The organism is Chitinophaga pendula (genome assembly GCF_020386615.1).
Lineage (GTDB): Bacteria > Bacteroidota > Bacteroidia > Chitinophagales > Chitinophagaceae > Chitinophaga > Chitinophaga pendula.
Map to the genome: position 1 here is coordinate 4,996,348 of NZ_CP077769.1, position 20,007 is coordinate 5,016,354.

The window sequence follows — 20,007 nt, forward strand, 5'->3', positions numbered from 1 at the left end:
CAATTAGTAATCATCAGATGAAGGCAGTGATGCCAGCGCCTCTTTGGCAGATCGGACATTTTCATTGATATTATCCTTTATCACTTTGCCATCTCTTAGCATCACAGTACGACTGCTGAAAGCAGCGATGTCCGGTTCATGTGTTACAAATACGATCGTTTTCCCTTCCTGCTGATTTAACTCCTGCATCAGCGACATGATTTCATAAGAGGTACGGGTATCCAGGTTACCCGTCGCCTCATCTGCCAATATCATCACAGGTTGGTTGACCAATGCCCTTGCAATCGCTACCCGTTGCTGCTGTCCGCCAGACAACTGATTGGGCATATGATCCAGCCGATCTCCCAGCTTCACGGCCTGTAATGCCTTTATCGCCCGCTCTTTCCGTTCCTGCGTACTCAAGGCCGGATTGTAGAATAGCGGCAACTCCACATTTTCCAACGCCGATGTTCGCGGAAGAAGATTATACGCCTGGAATACAAAACCTATCTTATGATTGCGCAATCTCGCCAGGTCATTACGGGAAAGTGCCTTTACGTTTACCCCATCCAGTATATAATTACCGGAAGTCGGCTTATCCAGGCATCCCAGTAGGTTCAGCAAAGTGGTCTTACCGGAACCACTACTCCCCATAATCGTAACAAACTCTCCCGCATGTACATCAAAGGACACACCTTTTAAAGCCCGCACGATCTCGGTACCCATTACAAACTCACGCTTGATCTCCTGTAATTCCAATATCTTGTTGCTCATCGTCTGCGGCCTCCCATCCTCGGTAAAAACGGACTATTATTACCAGCAGCAGCGACCGGCCCACTGCTGCCATTCATCGACACAATCACTACGTCGCTGGCCATCAGCCCTGATAACACTTCTATATGTGTATTGTCATTCAATCCTGTCCTGATGCGTTTCTGCTGCAATGTGTCCCCTCGTAGTAGCCATACATAGTTAGAAGATCCCATCCGCTTGCGGCCTTTATTACTTAACGCAGTATCATTACCAGGACGTTGATCCACTTGATGCTTATGGACTGCGCTGAGGATCACATAATCTTTTAAGGCCAGAGAATCCGGACGGTATTTCAAGGCTTTTACAGGCAGCAACAAAGCCGAATCCTTTTCTGCCGTATAGATAGTTACATTAGCCGTCATACCCGGCTTCAACTTCATGTTGTTATTAGGTGCATTGATGATGGTATTGTACGTAACCACATTGGAAGATACAGAAGGCTGCAAACGGATTTCCTGTACTTTACCTTCGAATACATCATCCAGGTAGGCATCCACCGTAAACGATACCCGCTGCGAATCTCTTACATTACCGATATCCGCTTCATCTACTTTCGATTCTACCTGCATACGGGTAATATCTTTCGCGATTACAAACAAGGTTGGCGTATTAAAACTCGCTGCTACCGTTTGTCCTATACTTACGTTTCTGTTTAATACTACACCATCTATCGGAGAGTAGATCTCTGTAAAAGAGAAGTTCTTCAAAGCCGTCTGCAGCTGTGCATTAACGCTGGCCACATTCGCTTTTGCCTGGTTGATCTGATTGGTGGCAATATCATAGTCGGCTTTACTGATCGCACCGGTTTTAAACAGCAGCTCCTGTCGCTGGTAGTTATTCTGTTGATATGCCAGGTTACTTTGTGCTACCTGCAGGTTAGCCCGGTATTGATCTACCTGGGCCTGAAAAAGTGCTTTATCCAGTTCCGCCAGCAGCTGGTCCTTCTTCACTTTGGCATTAAAGTCAACATAGATGTATTTGATCGTTCCCGATACCTGTGTACCTACTGCTACTGTATCTACCGGTTGTATTGTCCCTGTAGCTGTTACAGTGGTGGCGATCGGTCCATAGGCAGGATGTGCTGTCTCGAAAGAAATAGGTACGGGCTTTTTTCTGATAAAAAGATACCAGATAAGGAACAACGCCAGCAATATGACAATGGCGATAATAATGCGCTTATACTTTCTCATACGTCATCACATTTATAGCTTTACAGGTATCCCCCTGTAAAAGTCGTATATCCGTATAGTCATGGCAGTGTTATACTTCGCTTGTATATATGCCTGAAAGGACTGTATATATAAATTCTTCTGTTGCAGGAAATCCACCATGTTCGCAACACCCACCTTCAATTGTTCAGAGGCGATACGATAACTCTCCCGGGTATATTGCAGCTGTACCACTGCCGCATCATATTGCGCCTGTGCGTTCTGTACATTGATGTACTCCTGCTCTATAGCCTGTGAGAGATTGGTCCGGGTATTTTGTAAAACAAGTTTCGACTGATCCACCGCTATCCTGGAACGTTCTTCATTGCTTCTGTTCACCCGCCGTGTAAAGATGGGTATGGATAGTGTAAGCCCTATCTGCTGGTAGAAGTTATTATCCAGTTGTTTAAAGAAGGTATTGTCAGGGTCCCGTGCTGTTGTACTTCCAATAGCGCCGCTGGCAGAGAGAGTCGGCAAATAAGCCGCCTTAGCTTTGGCCAGGTTAAGTTGAGCGATCTCAATACCTAGTTCTCCGCTTCTGATCTCCGGCCGGGTTGCCAGTGCTGCAGCCTGTACATCTCTTAACGGGAGCACATAGGCCATAGCACCCAGTGTATCCGGTGCATTGATCTCAAAGTCGTAGGCCGATGGCAATTGTAGCAGCTGTTTTAATACGAGTTTGTTTTGCCGGTACTGGCTTTCCGCTACCACCAGGTTATAGCGGTCGGTTGCCAGCTGTGCCTGTAACGCTGCCAGGTCCTTCAGTGCGATGCTGCCTACGTCGTAACGTTGCTGCGCCTGTTGTACCTGTGCGGTCGAAGTAGTTACCACATCATTTACATAGATGATGTTTTCTTTACTGAGGAGGATATTGAGGTAAGACTGCGTGATCTGTATAGTGATGTCATTGATCTGTTGTGCGATATTCAGATCTGCTACCTGTACGGACAGTTGCTTTTGACGGATATCGTAATTGAGTATGCCTCCCTGGAAAATGGTCACCGACGAATTGACGGAATAATTGCCGGCGCTGCCGATAGTATAAGGAGTGCGGCCTGCTTCGTTTAATACTTTACTACCCCGGAGGTTCTGGGAGAGGGTACCATTCAGGTCTGGTAGTTTGGCTGCTTTGGATTGTAACAGATCCTGCTCGCTGCTCATACGACTCAAGCGTAGATTGTTTAACTGTATATTATGCTGCATAGCATAATCCAGGCAATCCTGTAATTCCCATCTGGCAGGCAGGTTCGTTACCGTACTGTCCTGTGCCATCAACAACTGACTATTAATGCCTGCCAATAAGATCAGCAGCACTGTCTGCGGACGTCTAAGAAACGCCATTGCATGTTCGTTAATGATTAGGAATATCTACTAGTAGGAATGAAACTTAAATGGTAATACCAATTTAACGAAAAAAACAACACTGCCCCGATATCACCTACCCTATCAAACAATGCTTATCAGCAGAATGTTCAACCTGTTATCGGCAGATCTTATGATCGAAGAAAACAACCAAATGCAGGTGGGTACTCAAAAACAGTCATTGAAGAGGGTCTTCATTGATCATTGCAAATCAGCTGCCGTAACGAAGAAATGAGACGGGAAGGTTTAACAGTAAATAACATTGGGGAAATAAAAAACCCGCTCAATGAGCGGGCTTCTATTCTTTGTTGTCCCACCTGGATTCGAACCAAGACAAACAGAACCAAAATCTGTCGTACTACCATTATACTATGGGACATCATCGATTGGGATGGCAAAATTAGAACTTTTTTTATTTCTGCAAAAAAAACTTTCAAGTTTCTTTAACTTTTTTTCCAGCGTTCGATGCCAACCCGCTTCAGCACTGCCCAATAGCCACTATAAGCACAAATTTATATCGGTGTTTCCAACCGTTTTAATACCTTATCAGCAATGTTAAGTGCAGGTATCCACTCCATACAGGCATGGTCTCCCCGGAAACAGGGTTTATTGCCAAATACAGAACAAGGCCGGCATGACAGATCATCTACCTGTACCGCATCTGCAAGCGACTGCTGATACCCCATAAAACCCGCATAGGGATGCGTAGCTCCCCATACAGATACCACCGGGATACCGAACAAAGCAGCCAGGTGCATATTTGCAGAATCCATACTCACCATCACCTCCAGCTGACTGATGATATGCAGCTCACTCTCCAGTTTACACTTACCGGCGATCAATACTGTATTGGGATATTGTGACGCCCAGACACTCAGTTGTGCTACCTCTGCTGCTCCACCACCAAAAAGTAATACTTTATGCTGCGGCTGCCGGGATAATACGCCTAATACCTCCTCCATCCTATTCAGCGGATACATCTTCTCCCTATAAGTTGCAAAAGGCGCTATGCCTATCCATTTATCCGCATGTTTTTCGCCTGTGAGCTGCAACATCTCCTCGGACAAAGGCAACCTGTTCGCCAATGGCTTACTTTCCGACATATCACATGGCAAACCCAACTGCCGGAATACGATCGCATACCGCTCAATCGTCGTCATCAAAGGCTGTAGTATCTTATCTTCCTGACGGGTCAACGCTTTTTTTTCCGTACGCCCCTTGTCGATCCTGGCCACCCGTTTACCGCTTAAGGCAAACAAAGTACTGACCACTTTCGCACGCAACACATTATGCAGATCAGCAACAGCACTGATCGTATATTCCTTCCGTATAGCCCGGAATAACCGGAACAAGCCAGGAAAGCCCTTATGCACCCCTTTCACGTCAGCCGGATAAAATATCAGCCGCGGAACTCCCTTACATAAAGCTCCCCAATTTTTATTGGTCACAAATACGATCTGTATATCCGGATGCTGCTCCAATACCCGCTTCATAACAGGTATGGTCATCGCCACATCTCCCAATGCAGAAAATCGTATAGCCAATATCGTTTTTAGCTGTTGCGCTTCCAAATCAATAAATATTCAACCAATAATGAACGTAGCGCTGCTCTACGCCTGCTTATTATACAACACCGGGTTCAGAGAAGGATCATTGTACATCTTCATCTGTTTGTACACCTTCATATACTTCCTGCCGGCAGCAATGTCTTCTAGTAATAATTCAATGGCTGTACTGAGATCTTTCCGCTGCTCCAACAAAGTGTCCAGCTTACGCTGACAAGCCGCCCGGTGCTCCGCAGCAGCATCTTCCCGCTTTGTTTCCTCTTCCATGTGATAGATCTTCAGCGCCAGTATAGACAACCGATCGATCGCCCATGCCGGACTTTCGGTATTAATTGTAGCAGCTGGCTCTACCGTCACCTCCTTAAATTTGTCCAGGAAATAACTATCGATATACTCCACCACATCCGTACGCTCCTGGTTAGAACGATCAATCCAACGTTTGATATCCAATGCTTTAACAGGATCAATATTAGGATCCCGGATAATATCCTCCAGGTGCCATTGTACCGTATCGATCCAGTTCTTCAGATAGAGTAGGTGCTCAATACTGCTCTTCTCATACGGGTTGGAGATAAGCTGATACACGTCATTATAACGATGGTAATCAGCTATGCTCGCACTAAATATCTGGTTGCAAAGCGTCGTTAACATGGCGCAAAAATAAAAGAAAATGCTAATAAAATACCGGTAGCCCCCTCCCATCCTGACAGCAATAAAAAAGCGTAAGGTAGAGACCTTACGCTTATTGTAAAAGATTGTCATGTGAATGTTCGAGAATGCAAATCGTGTAGGCTTTTAATGGTTATCTTGGGGTTGAGATCACTTTAATATCTTAATATTAAAAGCCTGGCAATATGTACGATATCTCTATCGGGATATATAGTAATAATATATTGTTCTGAATGAATTTATAAGTTGACATAATAGCAACCGTGCGCATACTGGCATCACAGGATTGCGATTGCTCAAATTGAATGGTATTTGAACTCACTGCAATACAATGATCCTTCCACCGACACACCAGTGCTGATTTTTTTGCTAATATGATAAGAAAGGCCCTCTAAAGTCGCGGCTGCTAAATTACATGCACACCTGTGTTGGCAAAGGGTTCCTTTTCATATGACATCTCTCCAGGGTTAATCACTTAACTTTCTTCGGGTTCTCAAGAGTCTGTATGCAAGTTACGCGGGCTCACTGCAAAAAATACCGCAGTCAGTAAGTTAGTTCATACAACTTTTGTGTTATTTTCAATAGTTTTTTGTCCGTATTAGCATCGCTACACTATTCTTTTCTTGAATTTGACATTCATTCTGCGATTATACTACCGCGCCCGTTCCTACATTCCTATACAATCTTCCTTTAAGTAATTGAAAACAATATAGTTATAACCACCACCCGCTCTTACGTCCGCCTTTCCTATAAGTCCCGTATAATATTCCTATAAGTGATGTCTACCCTACCCCTATCAACAAAAAAGGGCGTCTCCTACAGGAAACGCCCAGCTATAAGGGATAAATAACACCTATGCCTTGCTCCTTCGCATGGCCAGGTAATACAGCGGGATACCGAGCAAAATAATGCCTAACCCCGGCAAAGTGTAGTTCATTTCAAAACGTAACAGTAACAACGCCAGCGTACTCGCAATAGCGATGTAGATAGCAGGCAACACAGGATAACCAAATGCTTTATATGGACGAGGCATATCTGGCTGCCGGCGGCGCAGGATAAATATCCCCACAATGGTCAGTACATAAAATATCAACACCCCGAATATCACCAAAGCCAGCAGATCACCGTAACGACCAGTCAAGCACAGTAAAGAAGCCCAGAAACACTGGATCCACAATCCCTGCTGCGGTACATTGTAACGGTTCAGCTCTCCTGCCTTTTTAAAGAACAGACCGTCCTGCGCCATCGTATAGTAAATACGCGCCCCGGATAATATCAGCCCGTTATTACAGCCAAAAGTAGATACCATGATCATCACCGCAATGATCAGTGAACCGCTGCTGCCGAATATCCTTTCCGCAACCGCCACCGCCACACGGTCATTGGCTGCAAAAGCAATCTCATTCAATGGCAATACCGCCAGGTACATCAGGTTGGCGCTCACATAAATGATAGTCACCACCAAAGTGCCGAAGAACAATGCCCGGCCGATATTTTTGCCTGGATTCTTAATCTCTGCCGCAATGAACGTCACATTGTTCCAGGCGTCACTGGAGAACAAAGATCCCTTCATAGACACCGCAATGGCGCCCATCAATGCCGCACCGCCCAACACCGAAGTGATCACCGAACCGGCATCACCAGGTTGTAGCGATACCGCCGTCCAGGCATGCGCCCAGTTAGCATCCCATATTTCCTGTTTAGCGCCAAGCAGGAATCCGAAAATGATCAGTCCGAATAAAGACGCCAACTTCGCCAACGTAAACACCAGCTGTATGATCTTCCCGTTCTGCACCCCTCTGGTATTGATATAGGTAAGCGCTATAATGGAAATGATCGCCAGTATCTGCGCGGCAGATATCTTCACAACACCGGCATCCAGCAGGATGTTCTGCTCACTGAAAGCAGGTATCAGGTATGCTGTGAACTTGGCAAATGCTACCGCTACCGCGGCAATGGTACCCGTCTGGATCACGCTGAACTGCGTCCAGCCAAACAGAAAAGCTATAAACGGATTATAGGCCTCCCGCAGGTACACATATTGACCACCCGCACGCGGGTACATGCCAGACAATTCACCGTAGCTGACCGCAGCGATCAAGGTAACGATACCTCCCAACACCCACATCAGGGTCAACCACCCTGCACTACCTAAACTGCGGGTGATCTCGGCAGATACAATAAATACTCCGGATCCGATCATAGAACCAGCCACTATCATCGTGGCATCCAGCAGACTCAGGCTGGGCTTAAACTCATTAGATTGATCAACTAACATAATGAACGCGTTGCAAATGTTTGATGAGTGATCACCATTAGGTGCTCAATAGAAATGATTAGTTATTATAGATAGAAGTTCGACTATTCAGATAGCGGCCGCCATACGATCGCTCGCCGGCGTATAACAGATGGACAATAACAAATACAGTAGTATACTGCGCCGATGTTTTAGACAGGAACATCTGCCGAACATGATGGTTGGAACATAGAAAGCTCAATACTAATACTATATTTCCAGGTTGTTGTACCTTCTTAACACTATTTAACGCCACCTGCCGGTTAGCTGCCGATGAATGGCCGATTTTGGTTGTTTTCGCTGTTCGTTCGCATTGATCTGTAAAAGACGGCCAAACAAAAAAAGTCCTGGTACACGTACCAGGACTTTAAATTATAGCTTTTTTCTTAATATCTCTATAGATCAAAGAAGTTATTTATTCTCCGGTTTAGGAGAGGCATTGATACCCTTGATCACTTCTGCTGTGATGTCATATGCTTCATCCTTATAGAGGATGTTGGTAGCACTCATTCTGTAAGAGAAAATATAAGCGTATTTTTTATTAGAATTAAACGATTTCAGGAAGCTGTTTAACTGCTTCTGCAGCTCTTCGCTGAATTTGGCTTCCTGTTCTGCATACTGACCACGCAGGTTCTGCGCTTTCAGCTCCAGTTGCTGTTGCTTCTGCAGGATGCTACGCTGTGCCGCTTCGCCTTCTGACTGTGTCAATGTAGCCGCTTTGCGCTGCAGGTCAGCATATTCATTCCGCAAAGCAGTTTCATTACCTCTCAGCTCATTCTCAATCGCCTGTTGCCTTTTTTCTAATTCTGTCTTTTTCTCCTTAAAATAATCGTAGTGAGCTTCCAGGGAATCCAGATCCACATAAGCAATCCTGAATTGGCTACCAGCCGTTGTTACGTTACCAGTTGTATCCTTACCGTCAGTGGCAGGAGTTTTAGCTCCCTGCTGGCAAGCCATAAAAGTACCGGCTGCCAGTGCAGCTAAGCATCCTTTTTTCACTATTTGTTTAAAGTTCTGCATGTTGATAGCTGGATTTAGCATTCCCTTTTTAAACATTAAAAAATTTTGAACGGCTAAAATAAGGTATTTGGTCGATTTTAGTCCTTTCCAATCGCATTTTTATGCATGTTTTAACGAAAGTGTGATCGCCGCTTTACCTTTATACATCCCCCTTTCGGGGTATACTACTTGGTTTTTACCTTTTCCAGCAGCCTCTCAGGCTCGTCAGTGGTGATAAAATCAACACCAGCTTGCAGGAATGTGTCCATATCTTCCGGATTATTCACTGTCCACACGTTAGTGGTAATACCATTTTTGCGGACTTTATCCATCAGCTGCGTATCCTTCTTAAATACAGACTGATGATAATCCAGCCCCCATATCTTTTCTGCTTTCAACTCCTCCGGCTGCTTCTCTCCATTCAGGTAAGCTACGTGTGCAGATGGATCTAAAGCCACTACGGTCTTCAGGATATTGTAGTCAAAGCTGATATAGTAGATCCAGGCCTGTGCCTGCATTTCATGCACCATGGCTACCGCTTTGGCCGCCAGCAGTGCGCCCCGCTCCTTTCCTTTGCGGGATGGTTTTAACTCCAGTACCAGTTTGGTATGCGCCTGCGTTTTACCTTCACGGATATACTCTTCCAGGGTAGGTACATGATCGCCATTGTCCAGCTGCACTGTCTGCAATTCAGCTAATGGCGTCTCTTCCAGTACTTTACCGCCTATCTGCGGGTCGTGCGATAATACCAGCTCTTCATCAGCTGATAACCATACGTCAAACTCCGATCCTGCACATCCCAGGCGAATAGCATCTTTCAGAGAACTCAGGGAATTCTGGCTGCCTGGCTGGTTCTTCCACGCTCCTCTGTGCGCCACTACACGGTTACGGATAAACTGATCTTTTACGATGGTAAAGGTCGCCGTGTCTTCTCCGGCCTTTACGGTCACCTGGTAAGCAAACACCCCCTCTTTAGGTAATGTTACCTTAGGCTTCAGCTGCAGCGCTCCCTCTTTACTGATAGTAAACAAACCTGCCTTGTCTTTTATAATACGGGCACTGATCGGACTGCCGGATAGATCGATCACCTGTCCGGCCTTAGCGCCTTTTGTACCCGCAGGTACAGTGTAGTTGTCAAGGAATATCTTCCGGTCCTGTGCCATAAGCGTGGTTGCTGAAACTAACAGTAATGCAGTCGCTGATAATGCCAGCACTCGTCTCCATTGTTGCCCCATAATGAATAATCTTTTGCACTAAAAATAGCGCGCAGGTATTGAAAATAAAAGCCCCCTACGGTAAATTAACAGGAAGATATATCAGTGGAGAATAAAGCCCGGCGCGCTTTGTATGGATGTATTGCTACTTGCCGGTTTGATAGGTGAATATTTTGAGGTCACTGGTAGTATTGTCACCCGCGAACCATACTGTATGACGCTCTCCCGCTTTTACGGAGAAAGGAATTTTACCGCCTTTCAGTTGGCTGGTCTTGGTTAGATCGTTGGCCCTGCGCAGGTCCAACGTATGATCACCTGCCGGTATATCCAGTATCGCCACCGCAGTAAAGCCAAGGTTACGCTGTACAATCGTGGTATCCACCACCAGGTCCAGCGACATAGGCTGATTAGCACTGATAACAATATTACTCATCGAGATGAATCTTACCCTGGCATTACCATCTTTGGTAGGCGTAGTAACATCGTCGTCTACTACTACCGCCCCTGGGATCGCCCTGAAATCACGCCCTAGAAAGATAGTGGTCAGGTGTTGATTACGGAGGCTCACTTCTCCTCCTATAAACTGGTTCTGGCTCCCGTTAGGACGCACAGAAACGATATATTTTTTCGCCCGGAAATAAGAATAAGCACTTTGCTCACCCGATTTCAAATTAGTGACCAACGCCTTTCCATCTATTAAAGCATCAAAGCTCTCGGTACCCGGCACAGCATTGAGGAGCTTAATACCAGAATTGGTATCCGGAATAAATTTATCATCCCTTTTACCACAACCGATAAAGGTCACTACGATCGCTACCATCCATATACCCGTGCGCCAATGCTTCATACAGAGAGTTATTTGCTTACAAAGTAAACTGCTTTTTTGGAAATTCCGCCTATTTAAACGTGCTGATCGCTGTGAAAATTATCTGCCCGACAGGTCTATAAAAGCAAAAGGCTCCCGTGAAGGAGCCTTTGCTTTATCTGAAGGAAGTTAATACTATTCTTCTTCGTCAAACTGGAACACTTCTTTCGAAGAGGTCAGGATGTCGTATTCTTCTTTGGAACCTACGATCATGTTTTCGAACTCACGCAGACCTGTACCTGCAGGTATCAGGTGACCGGTGATTACGTTCTCTTTCAGACCCAGCATATCATCCGTCTTACCGTTGATTGCGGCAGAAGACAATACTTTGGTGGTTTCCTGGAAGGATGCGGCAGATATCCAGCTATGTGTACCCAGTGACGCCTTGGTAATACCCAGAAGCAGCGGGCTGGAAGTAGCAGCATTCGCATCGCGGAATTCAACCAGTTTCTTATCGGAACGACGCAGGGCAGAGTTTTCTTCTCTTACCTGACGCAGGGTTACGATCTGACCAGCTCTCAATACCGCAGATTCGCCTGCTTCTGTTACTACCTTCTTGTCATAGATGTTATCGTTCTCTTCAAAGAATTCAAACTTATCGGTAGTATCCCCCTCGAGGAAGCGGGTATCTCCCGGATCTTCGATAGTTACCTTACGCATCATCTGGCGAACGATCACCTCAATGTGTTTGTCATTGATCTTCACCCCCTGCAGACGGTATACCTCCTGGATCTCATTTACCAGGTACTCCTGTACGGCAAACGGACCTTTGATAGAGAGGATATCGGCTGGCGTGATAGAACCATCAGACAGTGCAGTACCCGCTTTCACGAAGTCACCGTCCTGTACCAGGATGTGACGTGTCAATGGCACCAGGTATTTCTTCACCTGGCTCTCGCGGCTTTCGATGATGATCTCGCGGTTACCACGTTTGATGTTACCAAAGGTTACCACACCATCGATCTCAGAGACGATAGCAGGGTTGCTCGGGTTACGCGCCTCAAACAGTTCAGTTACACGCGGCAGACCACCCGTGATGTCACGCAGTTTACCGATCACACGAGGTATCTTCACAATTACCTGACCAGCTCTTACTGCATCGCCTTCTTCAATAACGATGTGAGAACCAACCGGGAGGTTGTAAGATTTCACCTCTTTATTACCATCTATCAGGATAGACGGGATCTTGTTCTTATCCTTGGTTTCAATTACCACTTTCTCACGGTGACCAGTCTGCTCATCCGCTTCTTCACGGAAGGTGATACCTTCTATGATGCTATCGAAACGGATATTACCAGCAATCTCAGATACGATTACGGCGTTGAATGGATCCCATGTACAGATCACGTCGCCTTTGGCTACCTTCTGGCCATCTTTCACCAGCAGGGTAGAACCATAAGGGATGTTGTTGGTGATCAGCAGACGATCGTTTTTCACGTCCATGATACGCAACTCACCGGTACGACCGATTACCACCTGTACTTTTTCACCTTCATTGTTTTCGTAGGTAGTGGTTCTCAGACCATCGAACTGTACAGTACCTTCAAATTTAGCAGGCAGCGCTGATTCAACGGAAGTAGAACCAGCCACACCACCCACGTGGAAGGTACGTAGTGTCAGCTGTGTACCAGGCTCACCGATGGACTGGGCCGCGATGATACCTACAGCATCACCACGCTGAGCGGTATAACCTGTTGCCAGGTTTTTACCATAACATCTTACACACACACCACGACGGCTTTCACAAGTCAGTACAGAACGGATCTCTACGGTCTCGATAGAGCTTTCTTCGATGTGCTTAGCGATATCTTCTGTGATTTGCTGACCGGCAGCCACCAGCAGCTCTTCTGTCTGAGGATCAAATACATCGTGCAGGGAAGTCCTACCCAGGATACGATCGTACAGCGGCTCTACCACCTCTTCGTTATCTTTCAGGGCAGAAGTAGCAATACCACGCAGGGTACCACAATCTTCCTCGTTGATCACCACGTCCTGGGCAACGTCCACGAGACGACGGGTCAGGTAACCCGCATCCGCCGTTTTCAATGCCGTATCCGCAAGACCTTTACGCGCACCGTGCGTAGAGATGAAGTACTCCAATACGTTCAGACCATCCTTGAAGTTGGAAAGGATCGGGTTCTCGATGATCTCGGAACCGGTAGAACCACTCTTACGTGGTTTCGCCATCAATCCTCTTAGACCCGCCAGCTGTTTGATCTGTTGTTTGGATCCACGCGCACCGGAGTCAAGCATCATGTACACAGAGTTAAAGCCCTGTTTGTCTGTTGCCAGCTCGCGGATCAGCGTTTCGGTTACTTTAGTATCCACACGTGACCAGATGTCGATGATCTGGTTGTAACGCTCGTTGTTCGTGATCAGACCCATGTTGTAGTTATCCCACACCTCATCCACTTCGGAAGAAGCACTGTCAATCATCAGTTGCTTCACTTCAGGGATGATCAGGTCATTAATGTTAAAGGACAGACCACCGCGGAACGCCGTACGGAAACCTAACTGCTTGATATCATCCAGGAACTTCGCAGTTTTCGGGATGTCGGTGTATTTGATCATATCACCGATGATCTCACGCAGTGATTTCTTCGTCAGCAGTGCATTCACATAACCAGCCTCTTTTGGTACGAACTGGTTGAAGATCACGCGACCTACGGTTGTTTCTATCAGTTTCGTTTCCAGCTCATTCGCTTCAGTACGAACGGTAGCTTTTACACGAATATGCGCATGCAGGTCTACACGCTGCTCGTTGTAGGCGATGATCACCTCTTCGGCAGAGTAGAATGCTTTACCTTCTCCTTTTACGATTTCAGTATCGGTAGATTTTTTACCCTTAGAGATATAGTACAGACCGAGTACCATGTCCTGAGATGGCAGGGTGATCGGCGTACCGTTCTGCGGGTTAAGGATGTTATGTGAAGACAACATCAGCAACTGGGCTTCCAGTATCGCTGCGTTGCTCAACGGTACGTGTACCGCCATCTGGTCACCGTCAAAGTCGGCGTTGAACGCAGAACACACCAGCGGGTGCAGCTGTATCGCCTTACCTTCCACCAGTTTAGGCTGGAATGCCTGGATGGACAGACGGTGGAGGGTAGGAGCACGGTTCAGCATCACCGGATGCCCTTTCAGTACATTCTCCAGGATATCCCAAACCACCGCTTCTTTCCTATCTACCAGCTTCTTCGCAGATTTTACCGTCTTTACGATACCTCTTTCGATCAGCTTACGGATGATAAACGGTTTGAACAGCTCTGCCGCCATATCTTTTGGGAGACCGCACTCATGCAGTTTCAACTCAGGACCTACCACGATTACAGAACGACCGGAGTAGTCCACACGTTTACCCAACAAGTTCTGACGGAAACGACCCTGTTTACCTTTCAGTACGTCAGAAAGGGATTTCAGCGCACGGCCACCCTCTGCCTTCACCGCATTGGATTTACGGGAGTTGTCGAACAGGGAGTCTACCGCTTCCTGCAGCATACGCTTTTCGTTTCTCAAGATCACCTCAGGCGCCTTGATCTCGATCAGACGTTTCAAACGGTTGTTACGGATGATCACCCGGCGGTAAAGATCGTTCAGGTCAGAAGACGCAAAACGGCCACCATCCAAAGGCACCAACGGACGTAATTCCGGCGGAACTACAGGAATATATTGCATCACCATCCACTCAGGACGGTTGTCTACACGATTGTTAGCATCACGGAAAGCTTCCACTACGCTCAGACGTTTCAACGCCTCCGCTTTACGCTGCTGGGAAGTTTCAGTGGCTGCCTGGTTACGCAGCTGGTAAGAAAGGCTGTCCAGATCAATACGGGCCAGCATCATTTCCACCGCTTCCGCACCCATCTTAGCGATGAATTTGTTAGGATCTTCATCCGGCAACAGCTGATTGTCTTTCGGCAAAGTATCCAGTACATCCAGATACTCTTCCTCTGTCAGCAGATCACCGTAATTCATTCCCTTCTCTTGTTTAGCACCAGCCTGGATGATCACATATCTTTCATAGTATACGATCGTTTCCAGTTTCTTGGAGCTCATACCCAACAAGTAACCAATCTTGTTAGGCAGGGATTTGAAATACCATATATGTACAACGGGCACTACCAGACGGATGTGACCCATTCTCTCACGACGTACTTTCTTCTCCGTTACTTCTACACCACAACGGTCGCATACAATACCCTTATAACGGATACGCTTATACTTACCGCAATAGCATTCGTAGTCTTTAACAGGCCCGAATATCCTTTCACAGAAAAGACCATCACGCTCCGGCTTGTAAGTACGGTAGTTGATGGTTTCCGGTTTCAGTACCTCACCGTAGGAACGCTCCAGGATTGCATCCGGAGAAGCCAGGCTGATGGTGATACTGTTAAAATTAGACTTAGGACGATTTTCTTTCTTTATGGCCATCGCGTATGTTGTTTAAAGAAAATTCTTATAGGATGCCGACAGTCCACAGGTCACTGCTCATCTTATCAGATCCGGCAGCGACCTATGGACAATAGACAGATAGTTATTCAAATTTCAGGTCGAGACCCAGACCACGTAACTCGTGGATCAATACGTTAAAGGACTCAGGTACACCTGCTTTCGGAATGTTGTCTCCCTTCACGATAGACTCATAGGCTTTTGCACGACCTACGATATCATCCGACTTGATCGTCAACAACTCCTGCAGGATATTGGATGCACCGTATGCTTCCAGTGCCCATACCTCCATCTCACCAAAACGCTGACCACCGAACTGCGCCTTACCTCCCAGCGGCTGCTGGGTAATGAGGCTGTAAGGTCCGATAGAACGGGCGTGCATCTTGTCATCCACCATGTGGCTCAGTTTAAGCATGTAGATAACACCCACCGTCGCTTTCTGGTGGAAACGCTCTCCGGTCTCACCATCATACAAGTAAGTATGACCGAAGCTAGGCAGACCAGCCTGATTGATATATTCTGCGATCTCCTCGGTGGTAGCACCATCAAAGATCGGCGTAGCAAAACGAATACCCAGTTTCAGACCTGCCCATCCAAGTACAGTCTCATAGATCTGACCCAGGTTCATACGGGAAGGTACCCCCAGCGGGTTCAGTACGATATCTACCGGTGTACCATCATCCAGGAACGGCATGTCTTCATCACGCACGATCCTTGCAACAATACCCTTGTTACCGTGGCGGCCTGCCATCTTATCACCCACTTTCAGCTTACGCTTGCTGGCCAGGTATACTTTCGCCAGTTTCAATACGCCGGCCGGCAACTCATCACCAATAGAGATGTTGAACTTCTCGCGTTTGTAACGACCCAGTTCTTCATTGTACTTGATGTTATAGTTGTGCAACAGGGTGTTGATCTGTTCGTTGGTAGTCTCGTCAGTGGTCCAGTTCAACGGATTAACGTTCTGGAAATCTATATTCACCAGGTTCTTCTGGGAGAATTTAGAGCCTTTGGATATCAATACCTCACCGTAAGTGTTGGTAATACCCTGAGATGTTTTATCCTTCAGCAGTACCAGCAGTTTGCTCATCAGCACTTCCAGTAGGTCTTCTTCATTCTTCTGGTGGATCTTCTCCAGTTTCTCCAGAGAAGCTTTCTCACGGGTCTTGGAGTTCTTATCCTTTTTAGCGCGGGAGAATAGTTTCTTGTCGATCACCACACCTTCTGTGCTCGGAGGTGCTTTCAGAGAAGCGTCTTTCGCATCGGAGGCCTTATCGCCGAAGATAGCTCTCAGCAGTTTCTCTTCCGGAGAAGGATCGGATTCACCACGGGGGGTGATCTTACCAATCAGGATATCTCCCTCTTTGATATGCGCACCTACACGGATGATACCGTTCTGATCCAGGTCCTTGGTGGCTTCTTCGCTCACGTTCGGAATATCCGGTGTCAGTTCTTCCTCACCCAGTTTGGTATCACGTACTTCCAGCTCATACTCATCGATGTGGATGGAAGTGAAGAGGTCTTCACGGGCTACTCTCTCGGAGATCACGATAGCATCCTCAAAGTTGTAACCTTTCCAAGGCATGAACGCTACTTTCAGGTTGCGTCCCAGTGCCAGCTCACCACCGCGGGTAGCGTAACCTTCTGTTAAGAAGTCGCCTTCTACCACACGCTGTCCTTTCTTCACACAAGGTTTCAGGTTGATACAGGTGCTCTGGTTAGTCTTAACGAACTTAGTCAGTTGGTATACTACCAGGTCATCTTCAAAAGATACCAGTTTCTGCATCTCGTCACGCTCGTAACGTACATGGATTTCGTTCGCATCTACGAACTCTATCACCCCCTTGCCTTCAGCAGTGATCTGCAGGCGGGAATCACGGGCAGCTTTTGCTTCCAGACCTGTACCTACGATAGGCACTTGCGGGTTGATCAGCGGTACTGCCTGACGTTGCATGTTCGATCCCATCAACGCACGGTTGGCATCATCATGCTCGAGGAACGGAATCAGGGAAGCACTCAGACCCACGATCTGGTTAGGTGCTACGTCCATGAATTCCACCTCTTCTCTGTCCAGGATCGGGAAGTCACCGGTCTCACGGGACTTCACTTTATCATTTACAAAGTGTCCTTTATCATCCAGCGGAGCGTTTGCCTGTGCGATCTTCACGGTATCTTCTTCTTCAGCACTCAGGAACTCTACGCGGTTCATATCTACTTTACCTTCTTTTACCTTACGGTAAGGTGTTTCGATGAAGCCCATCTCATTCACTTTCGCGTGTACGCAAAGGGTAGAGATCAGACCGATGTTCGGTCCTTCCGGCGTTTCAATCGTACAGAGACGGCCATAGTGAGAGTAGTGAACGTCACGTACCTCAAAGCCCGCTCTCTCACGGCTCAGACCTCCGGGTCCGAGAGCGGAGATACGACGTTTGTGCGTGATCTCAGACAACGGGTTGGTTTGGTCGAGGAACTGTGACAACTGAGAAGTACCAAAGAAAGAGTTGATCACGGAAGACAGGGTCCTCGCATTGATCAGGTCTACCGGTGTAAACACCTCATTGTCACGAACGTTCATACGCTCACGGATGGTACGGGCCATACGGGCCAGCCCCACGCCGAACTGCGCATATAATTGCTCCCCTACAGTACGCACACGACGGTTACTCAGGTGATCGATATCGTCGATCTCCGCTTTACCGTTGGTCAGCTGTACCAGGTATTTTATGATAGAAATGATATCCTCCTTGGTCAATACCTTCATGTCCAGCGGAGTAGGCAGTCCCAGCTTTCTGTTGATCTTGTAACGGCCTACATCCCCGAGGTCATAACGCTTATCGGAGAAGAATAATTTATCAATGATACCCCTTGCTGTCTCATCATCCGGTGCATCAGCTCCGCGCAGTTGGCGGTAGATGTGCTGAACGGCTTCCAGCTCAGAGTTGGATGTATCTTTATTTAAAGTATTGTAGATGATCGAGAAGTCACCGCTCACCTCTTCTTTCTGCACGAAAACACTCTTTACATCCATATCGATGATAGTCTCGATGTTCGCCTCGTCGAGGATGCTATCACGCTCCAGCATGATCTCATTACGCTCGATGCTCACCACCTCACCGGTATCCTCATCTACGAAATCTTCTACCCAGCTTCTCAGCACCCGGGCAGCCAGCTTCTTGCCGGTATATTTTTCAAGACTCTTCCGCTCTGCTTTTACTTCATCTGCCATGCCGAACAGCTGCAGAATGTCTTTATCTGTTTCGTAGCCAATAGCACGCAACAGCGTAGTAACCGGGAATTTCTTCTTACGGTCGATGTATGCATACATAACATTGTTGATGTCAGTAGCAAACTCCATCCATGCGCCCTTGAACGGGATCACCCTGGCAGAGTAGATCTTCGTACCGTTCGGGTGTACGGATTGACCAAAGAATACACCAGGAGAACGATGCAGCTGCGATACAACTACACGCTCAGCACCGTTGATCACGAATGTTCCTCTCGGGGTCATATAAGGTATATTACCCAGGAACACATCCTGTACAATCGTCTGGAAATCCACATGCTCCTCATCGTTACAGCTGAGGCGCAGTTTCGCCTTCAACGGTACAGAATAGGTAAGCCCACGTTCAATACACTCTTCGATTGTGTAACGCGGAGGGTCTACAAAGTAGTCCAGAAATTCCAGATTGAAGATATTTCGCGTATCAGTAATCGGGAAGTTCTCTTTAAATACTTTAAAAAGGCCTTCGTTGTTCCGCTTGTCTGGTGTGGTTTCTAATTGGAAGAAATCCTTGAAAGATTGAATTTGGATAGCCAACAGATCCGGTGTCTCAGTAACTTGTTTGATCTTTCCAAAATTTACTCTTTCGTTTGTTTGGGCTTTTTTTAGAGACATATTCGAAGTTAGCAGTTATAATAACTTATGAATAGGGGAAATTAAGACTTCTTTACCATTTACACCCCGTTTTTAGTGCCATCCTGTCGCGCCAAGCCACCCTGTTCAGATGATTTCCCCATTTTTGACGCCTTGAAAAGACACTATCCCAAAGGGAATAAGGCCAAAAGTGCCGGGCACTTTTGACCTATAAAAGATGTATACTAAGCAAAGAATTACTGAATTTCAACGTCAGCTCCAGCTTCAGTCAGCTTAGCCTTCAGATCTTCTGCTTCAGCTTTGCTTACGCCTTCTTTAACAGCTTTAGGAGCACCGTCTACCAGTTCCTTCGCTTCTTTCAGACCTAAACCAGTCAGATCTTTTACAACCTTAACTACGTTCAGTTTGCTAGCGCCTGCAGATTTCAGGATAACGTTAAAGGCAGTTTTTTCCTCAACTGCTGCGCCACCACCGTCGCCACCAGCTGCTACTACTACCGCTGCTGCTGCTGGTTCGATGCCGTACTCATTCTTCAGTACGTCAGCCAGTTCTTGTACTTCCTTAACAGTTAAGCCTACTAATTGTTCAGCTAATGCTTTTACGTCTGCCATTGTATAATGTTTTAAGATAATGTTTGTAAAGTTGTTAATTATATTGTGACTTGGAAGCCATATTCTTGGGCCATCGCTCCCTCTCCGGAAGCTACCAGGCCGG

Annotated in this window: 12 protein-coding genes and 1 tRNA gene; all 13 read right to left on the reverse strand. The window is 46.8% G+C overall.

From position 1 onward, the window contains the following. Positions 1-3 precede the first annotated feature (3 nt). The 13 genes from KTO58_RS18080 to rplL all read right to left on the reverse strand — a co-directional run bounded on the left by KTO58_RS18080 (position 4) and on the right by rplL (position 19,904). Positions 4-753 carry an ABC transporter ATP-binding protein gene (locus KTO58_RS18080; protein WP_095838025.1) on the reverse strand — a complete coding sequence of 250 codons (750 nt, stop codon included), beginning with the start codon at positions 751-753 and terminating at the stop codon, positions 4-6. After that, a complete protein-coding gene (locus KTO58_RS18085; RefSeq protein WP_095838024.1) occupies positions 750-1,982 on the reverse strand; it encodes an efflux RND transporter periplasmic adaptor subunit in 1,233 nt (410 codons plus the stop codon). Before KTO58_RS18085 ends, KTO58_RS18080 begins: the two co-directional genes overlap by 4 nt. A 12-nt stretch (positions 1,983-1,994) precedes the next feature. Continuing rightward, positions 1,995-3,341 (reverse strand): TolC family protein, encoded by a 1,347-nt coding sequence (locus KTO58_RS18090; RefSeq protein ID WP_095838023.1) that lies wholly within the window; start codon positions 3,339-3,341, stop codon positions 1,995-1,997. A gap of 329 nt (positions 3,342-3,670) precedes the next feature. After that, positions 3,671-3,741, reverse strand: a tRNA-Gln gene (locus KTO58_RS18095). Between the two features lie 133 nt (positions 3,742-3,874). Next, the gene (locus KTO58_RS18100; RefSeq protein ID WP_198315201.1) at positions 3,875-4,933 is read right to left on the reverse strand and encodes a glycosyltransferase family 9 protein; all 1,059 of its coding nucleotides are present in this window, start codon (positions 4,931-4,933) and stop codon (positions 3,875-3,877) included. 39 nt (positions 4,934-4,972) lie between these two features. Then, positions 4,973-5,578 carry a DUF4254 domain-containing protein gene (locus KTO58_RS18105; protein ID WP_095838022.1) on the reverse strand — a complete coding sequence of 202 codons (606 nt, stop codon included), beginning with the start codon at positions 5,576-5,578 and terminating at the stop codon, positions 4,973-4,975. Between the two features lie 871 nt (positions 5,579-6,449). After that, the gene (locus tag KTO58_RS18110; protein WP_095838021.1) at positions 6,450-7,874 is read right to left on the reverse strand and encodes an APC family permease; all 1,425 of its coding nucleotides are present in this window, start codon (positions 7,872-7,874) and stop codon (positions 6,450-6,452) included. A gap of 429 nt (positions 7,875-8,303) precedes the next feature. Continuing rightward, positions 8,304-8,912, reverse strand: coding sequence for an OmpH/Skp family outer membrane protein (locus KTO58_RS18115; protein WP_157752869.1), 609 nt, complete (start codon positions 8,910-8,912; stop codon positions 8,304-8,306). Between the two features lie 164 nt (positions 8,913-9,076). Then, complete coding sequence (locus KTO58_RS18120) at positions 9,077-10,126, reverse strand: glycerophosphodiester phosphodiesterase (protein WP_198315200.1); 1,050 nt, start codon at positions 10,124-10,126, stop codon at positions 9,077-9,079. Positions 10,127-10,250: 124 nt separating this feature from the next. Next, the gene (locus tag KTO58_RS18125; protein WP_095838018.1) at positions 10,251-10,952 is read right to left on the reverse strand and encodes a DUF4397 domain-containing protein; all 702 of its coding nucleotides are present in this window, start codon (positions 10,950-10,952) and stop codon (positions 10,251-10,253) included. Positions 10,953-11,105: 153 nt separating this feature from the next. Continuing rightward, positions 11,106-15,401: a DNA-directed RNA polymerase subunit beta' gene (gene rpoC, locus KTO58_RS18130; RefSeq protein WP_095838017.1), complete on the reverse strand. Its 4,296-nt coding sequence runs from the start codon at positions 15,399-15,401 to the stop codon at positions 11,106-11,108. Positions 15,402-15,504: 103 nt separating this feature from the next. Beyond that, on the reverse strand, positions 15,505-19,314 hold the full coding sequence (rpoB, locus tag KTO58_RS18135; RefSeq protein WP_095838016.1) for a DNA-directed RNA polymerase subunit beta: 3,810 nt from the start codon (positions 19,312-19,314) through the stop codon (positions 15,505-15,507). Between the two features lie 215 nt (positions 19,315-19,529). After that, complete coding sequence (gene rplL, locus KTO58_RS18140; protein WP_095838015.1) at positions 19,530-19,904, reverse strand: 50S ribosomal protein L7/L12; 375 nt, start codon at positions 19,902-19,904, stop codon at positions 19,530-19,532. Positions 19,905-20,007 lie beyond the last annotated feature (103 nt).

Bases quoted from the DNA above. Each gene is read 5' to 3' on its own strand.
- KTO58_RS18120 (WP_198315200.1), bottom strand. From the start codon at position 10,126: ATGGGGCAACAATGGAGACGAGTGCTGGCATTATCAGCGACTGCATTA.
- KTO58_RS18080 (WP_095838025.1), bottom strand. From the start codon at position 753: ATGAGCAACAAGATATTGGAATTACAGGAGATCAAGCGTGAGTTTGTA.
- rpoB (WP_095838016.1), bottom strand. From the start codon at position 19,314: ATGTCTCTAAAAAAAGCCCAAACAAACGAAAGAGTAAATTTTGGAAAG.
- KTO58_RS18115 (WP_157752869.1), bottom strand. From the start codon at position 8,912: ATGCAGAACTTTAAACAAATAGTGAAAAAAGGATGCTTAGCTGCACTG.
- KTO58_RS18110 (WP_095838021.1), bottom strand. From the start codon at position 7,874: ATGTTAGTTGATCAATCTAATGAGTTTAAGCCCAGCCTGAGTCTGCTG.
- KTO58_RS18090 (WP_095838023.1), bottom strand. From the start codon at position 3,341: ATGGCGTTTCTTAGACGTCCGCAGACAGTGCTGCTGATCTTATTGGCA.
- rplL (WP_095838015.1), bottom strand. From the start codon at position 19,904: ATGGCAGACGTAAAAGCATTAGCTGAACAATTAGTAGGCTTAACTGTT.
- KTO58_RS18085 (WP_095838024.1), bottom strand. From the start codon at position 1,982: ATGAGAAAGTATAAGCGCATTATTATCGCCATTGTCATATTGCTGGCG.
- rpoC (WP_095838017.1), bottom strand. From the start codon at position 15,401: ATGGCCATAAAGAAAGAAAATCGTCCTAAGTCTAATTTTAACAGTATC.
- KTO58_RS18125 (WP_095838018.1), bottom strand. From the start codon at position 10,952: ATGAAGCATTGGCGCACGGGTATATGGATGGTAGCGATCGTAGTGACC.
- KTO58_RS18105 (WP_095838022.1), bottom strand. From the start codon at position 5,578: ATGTTAACGACGCTTTGCAACCAGATATTTAGTGCGAGCATAGCTGAT.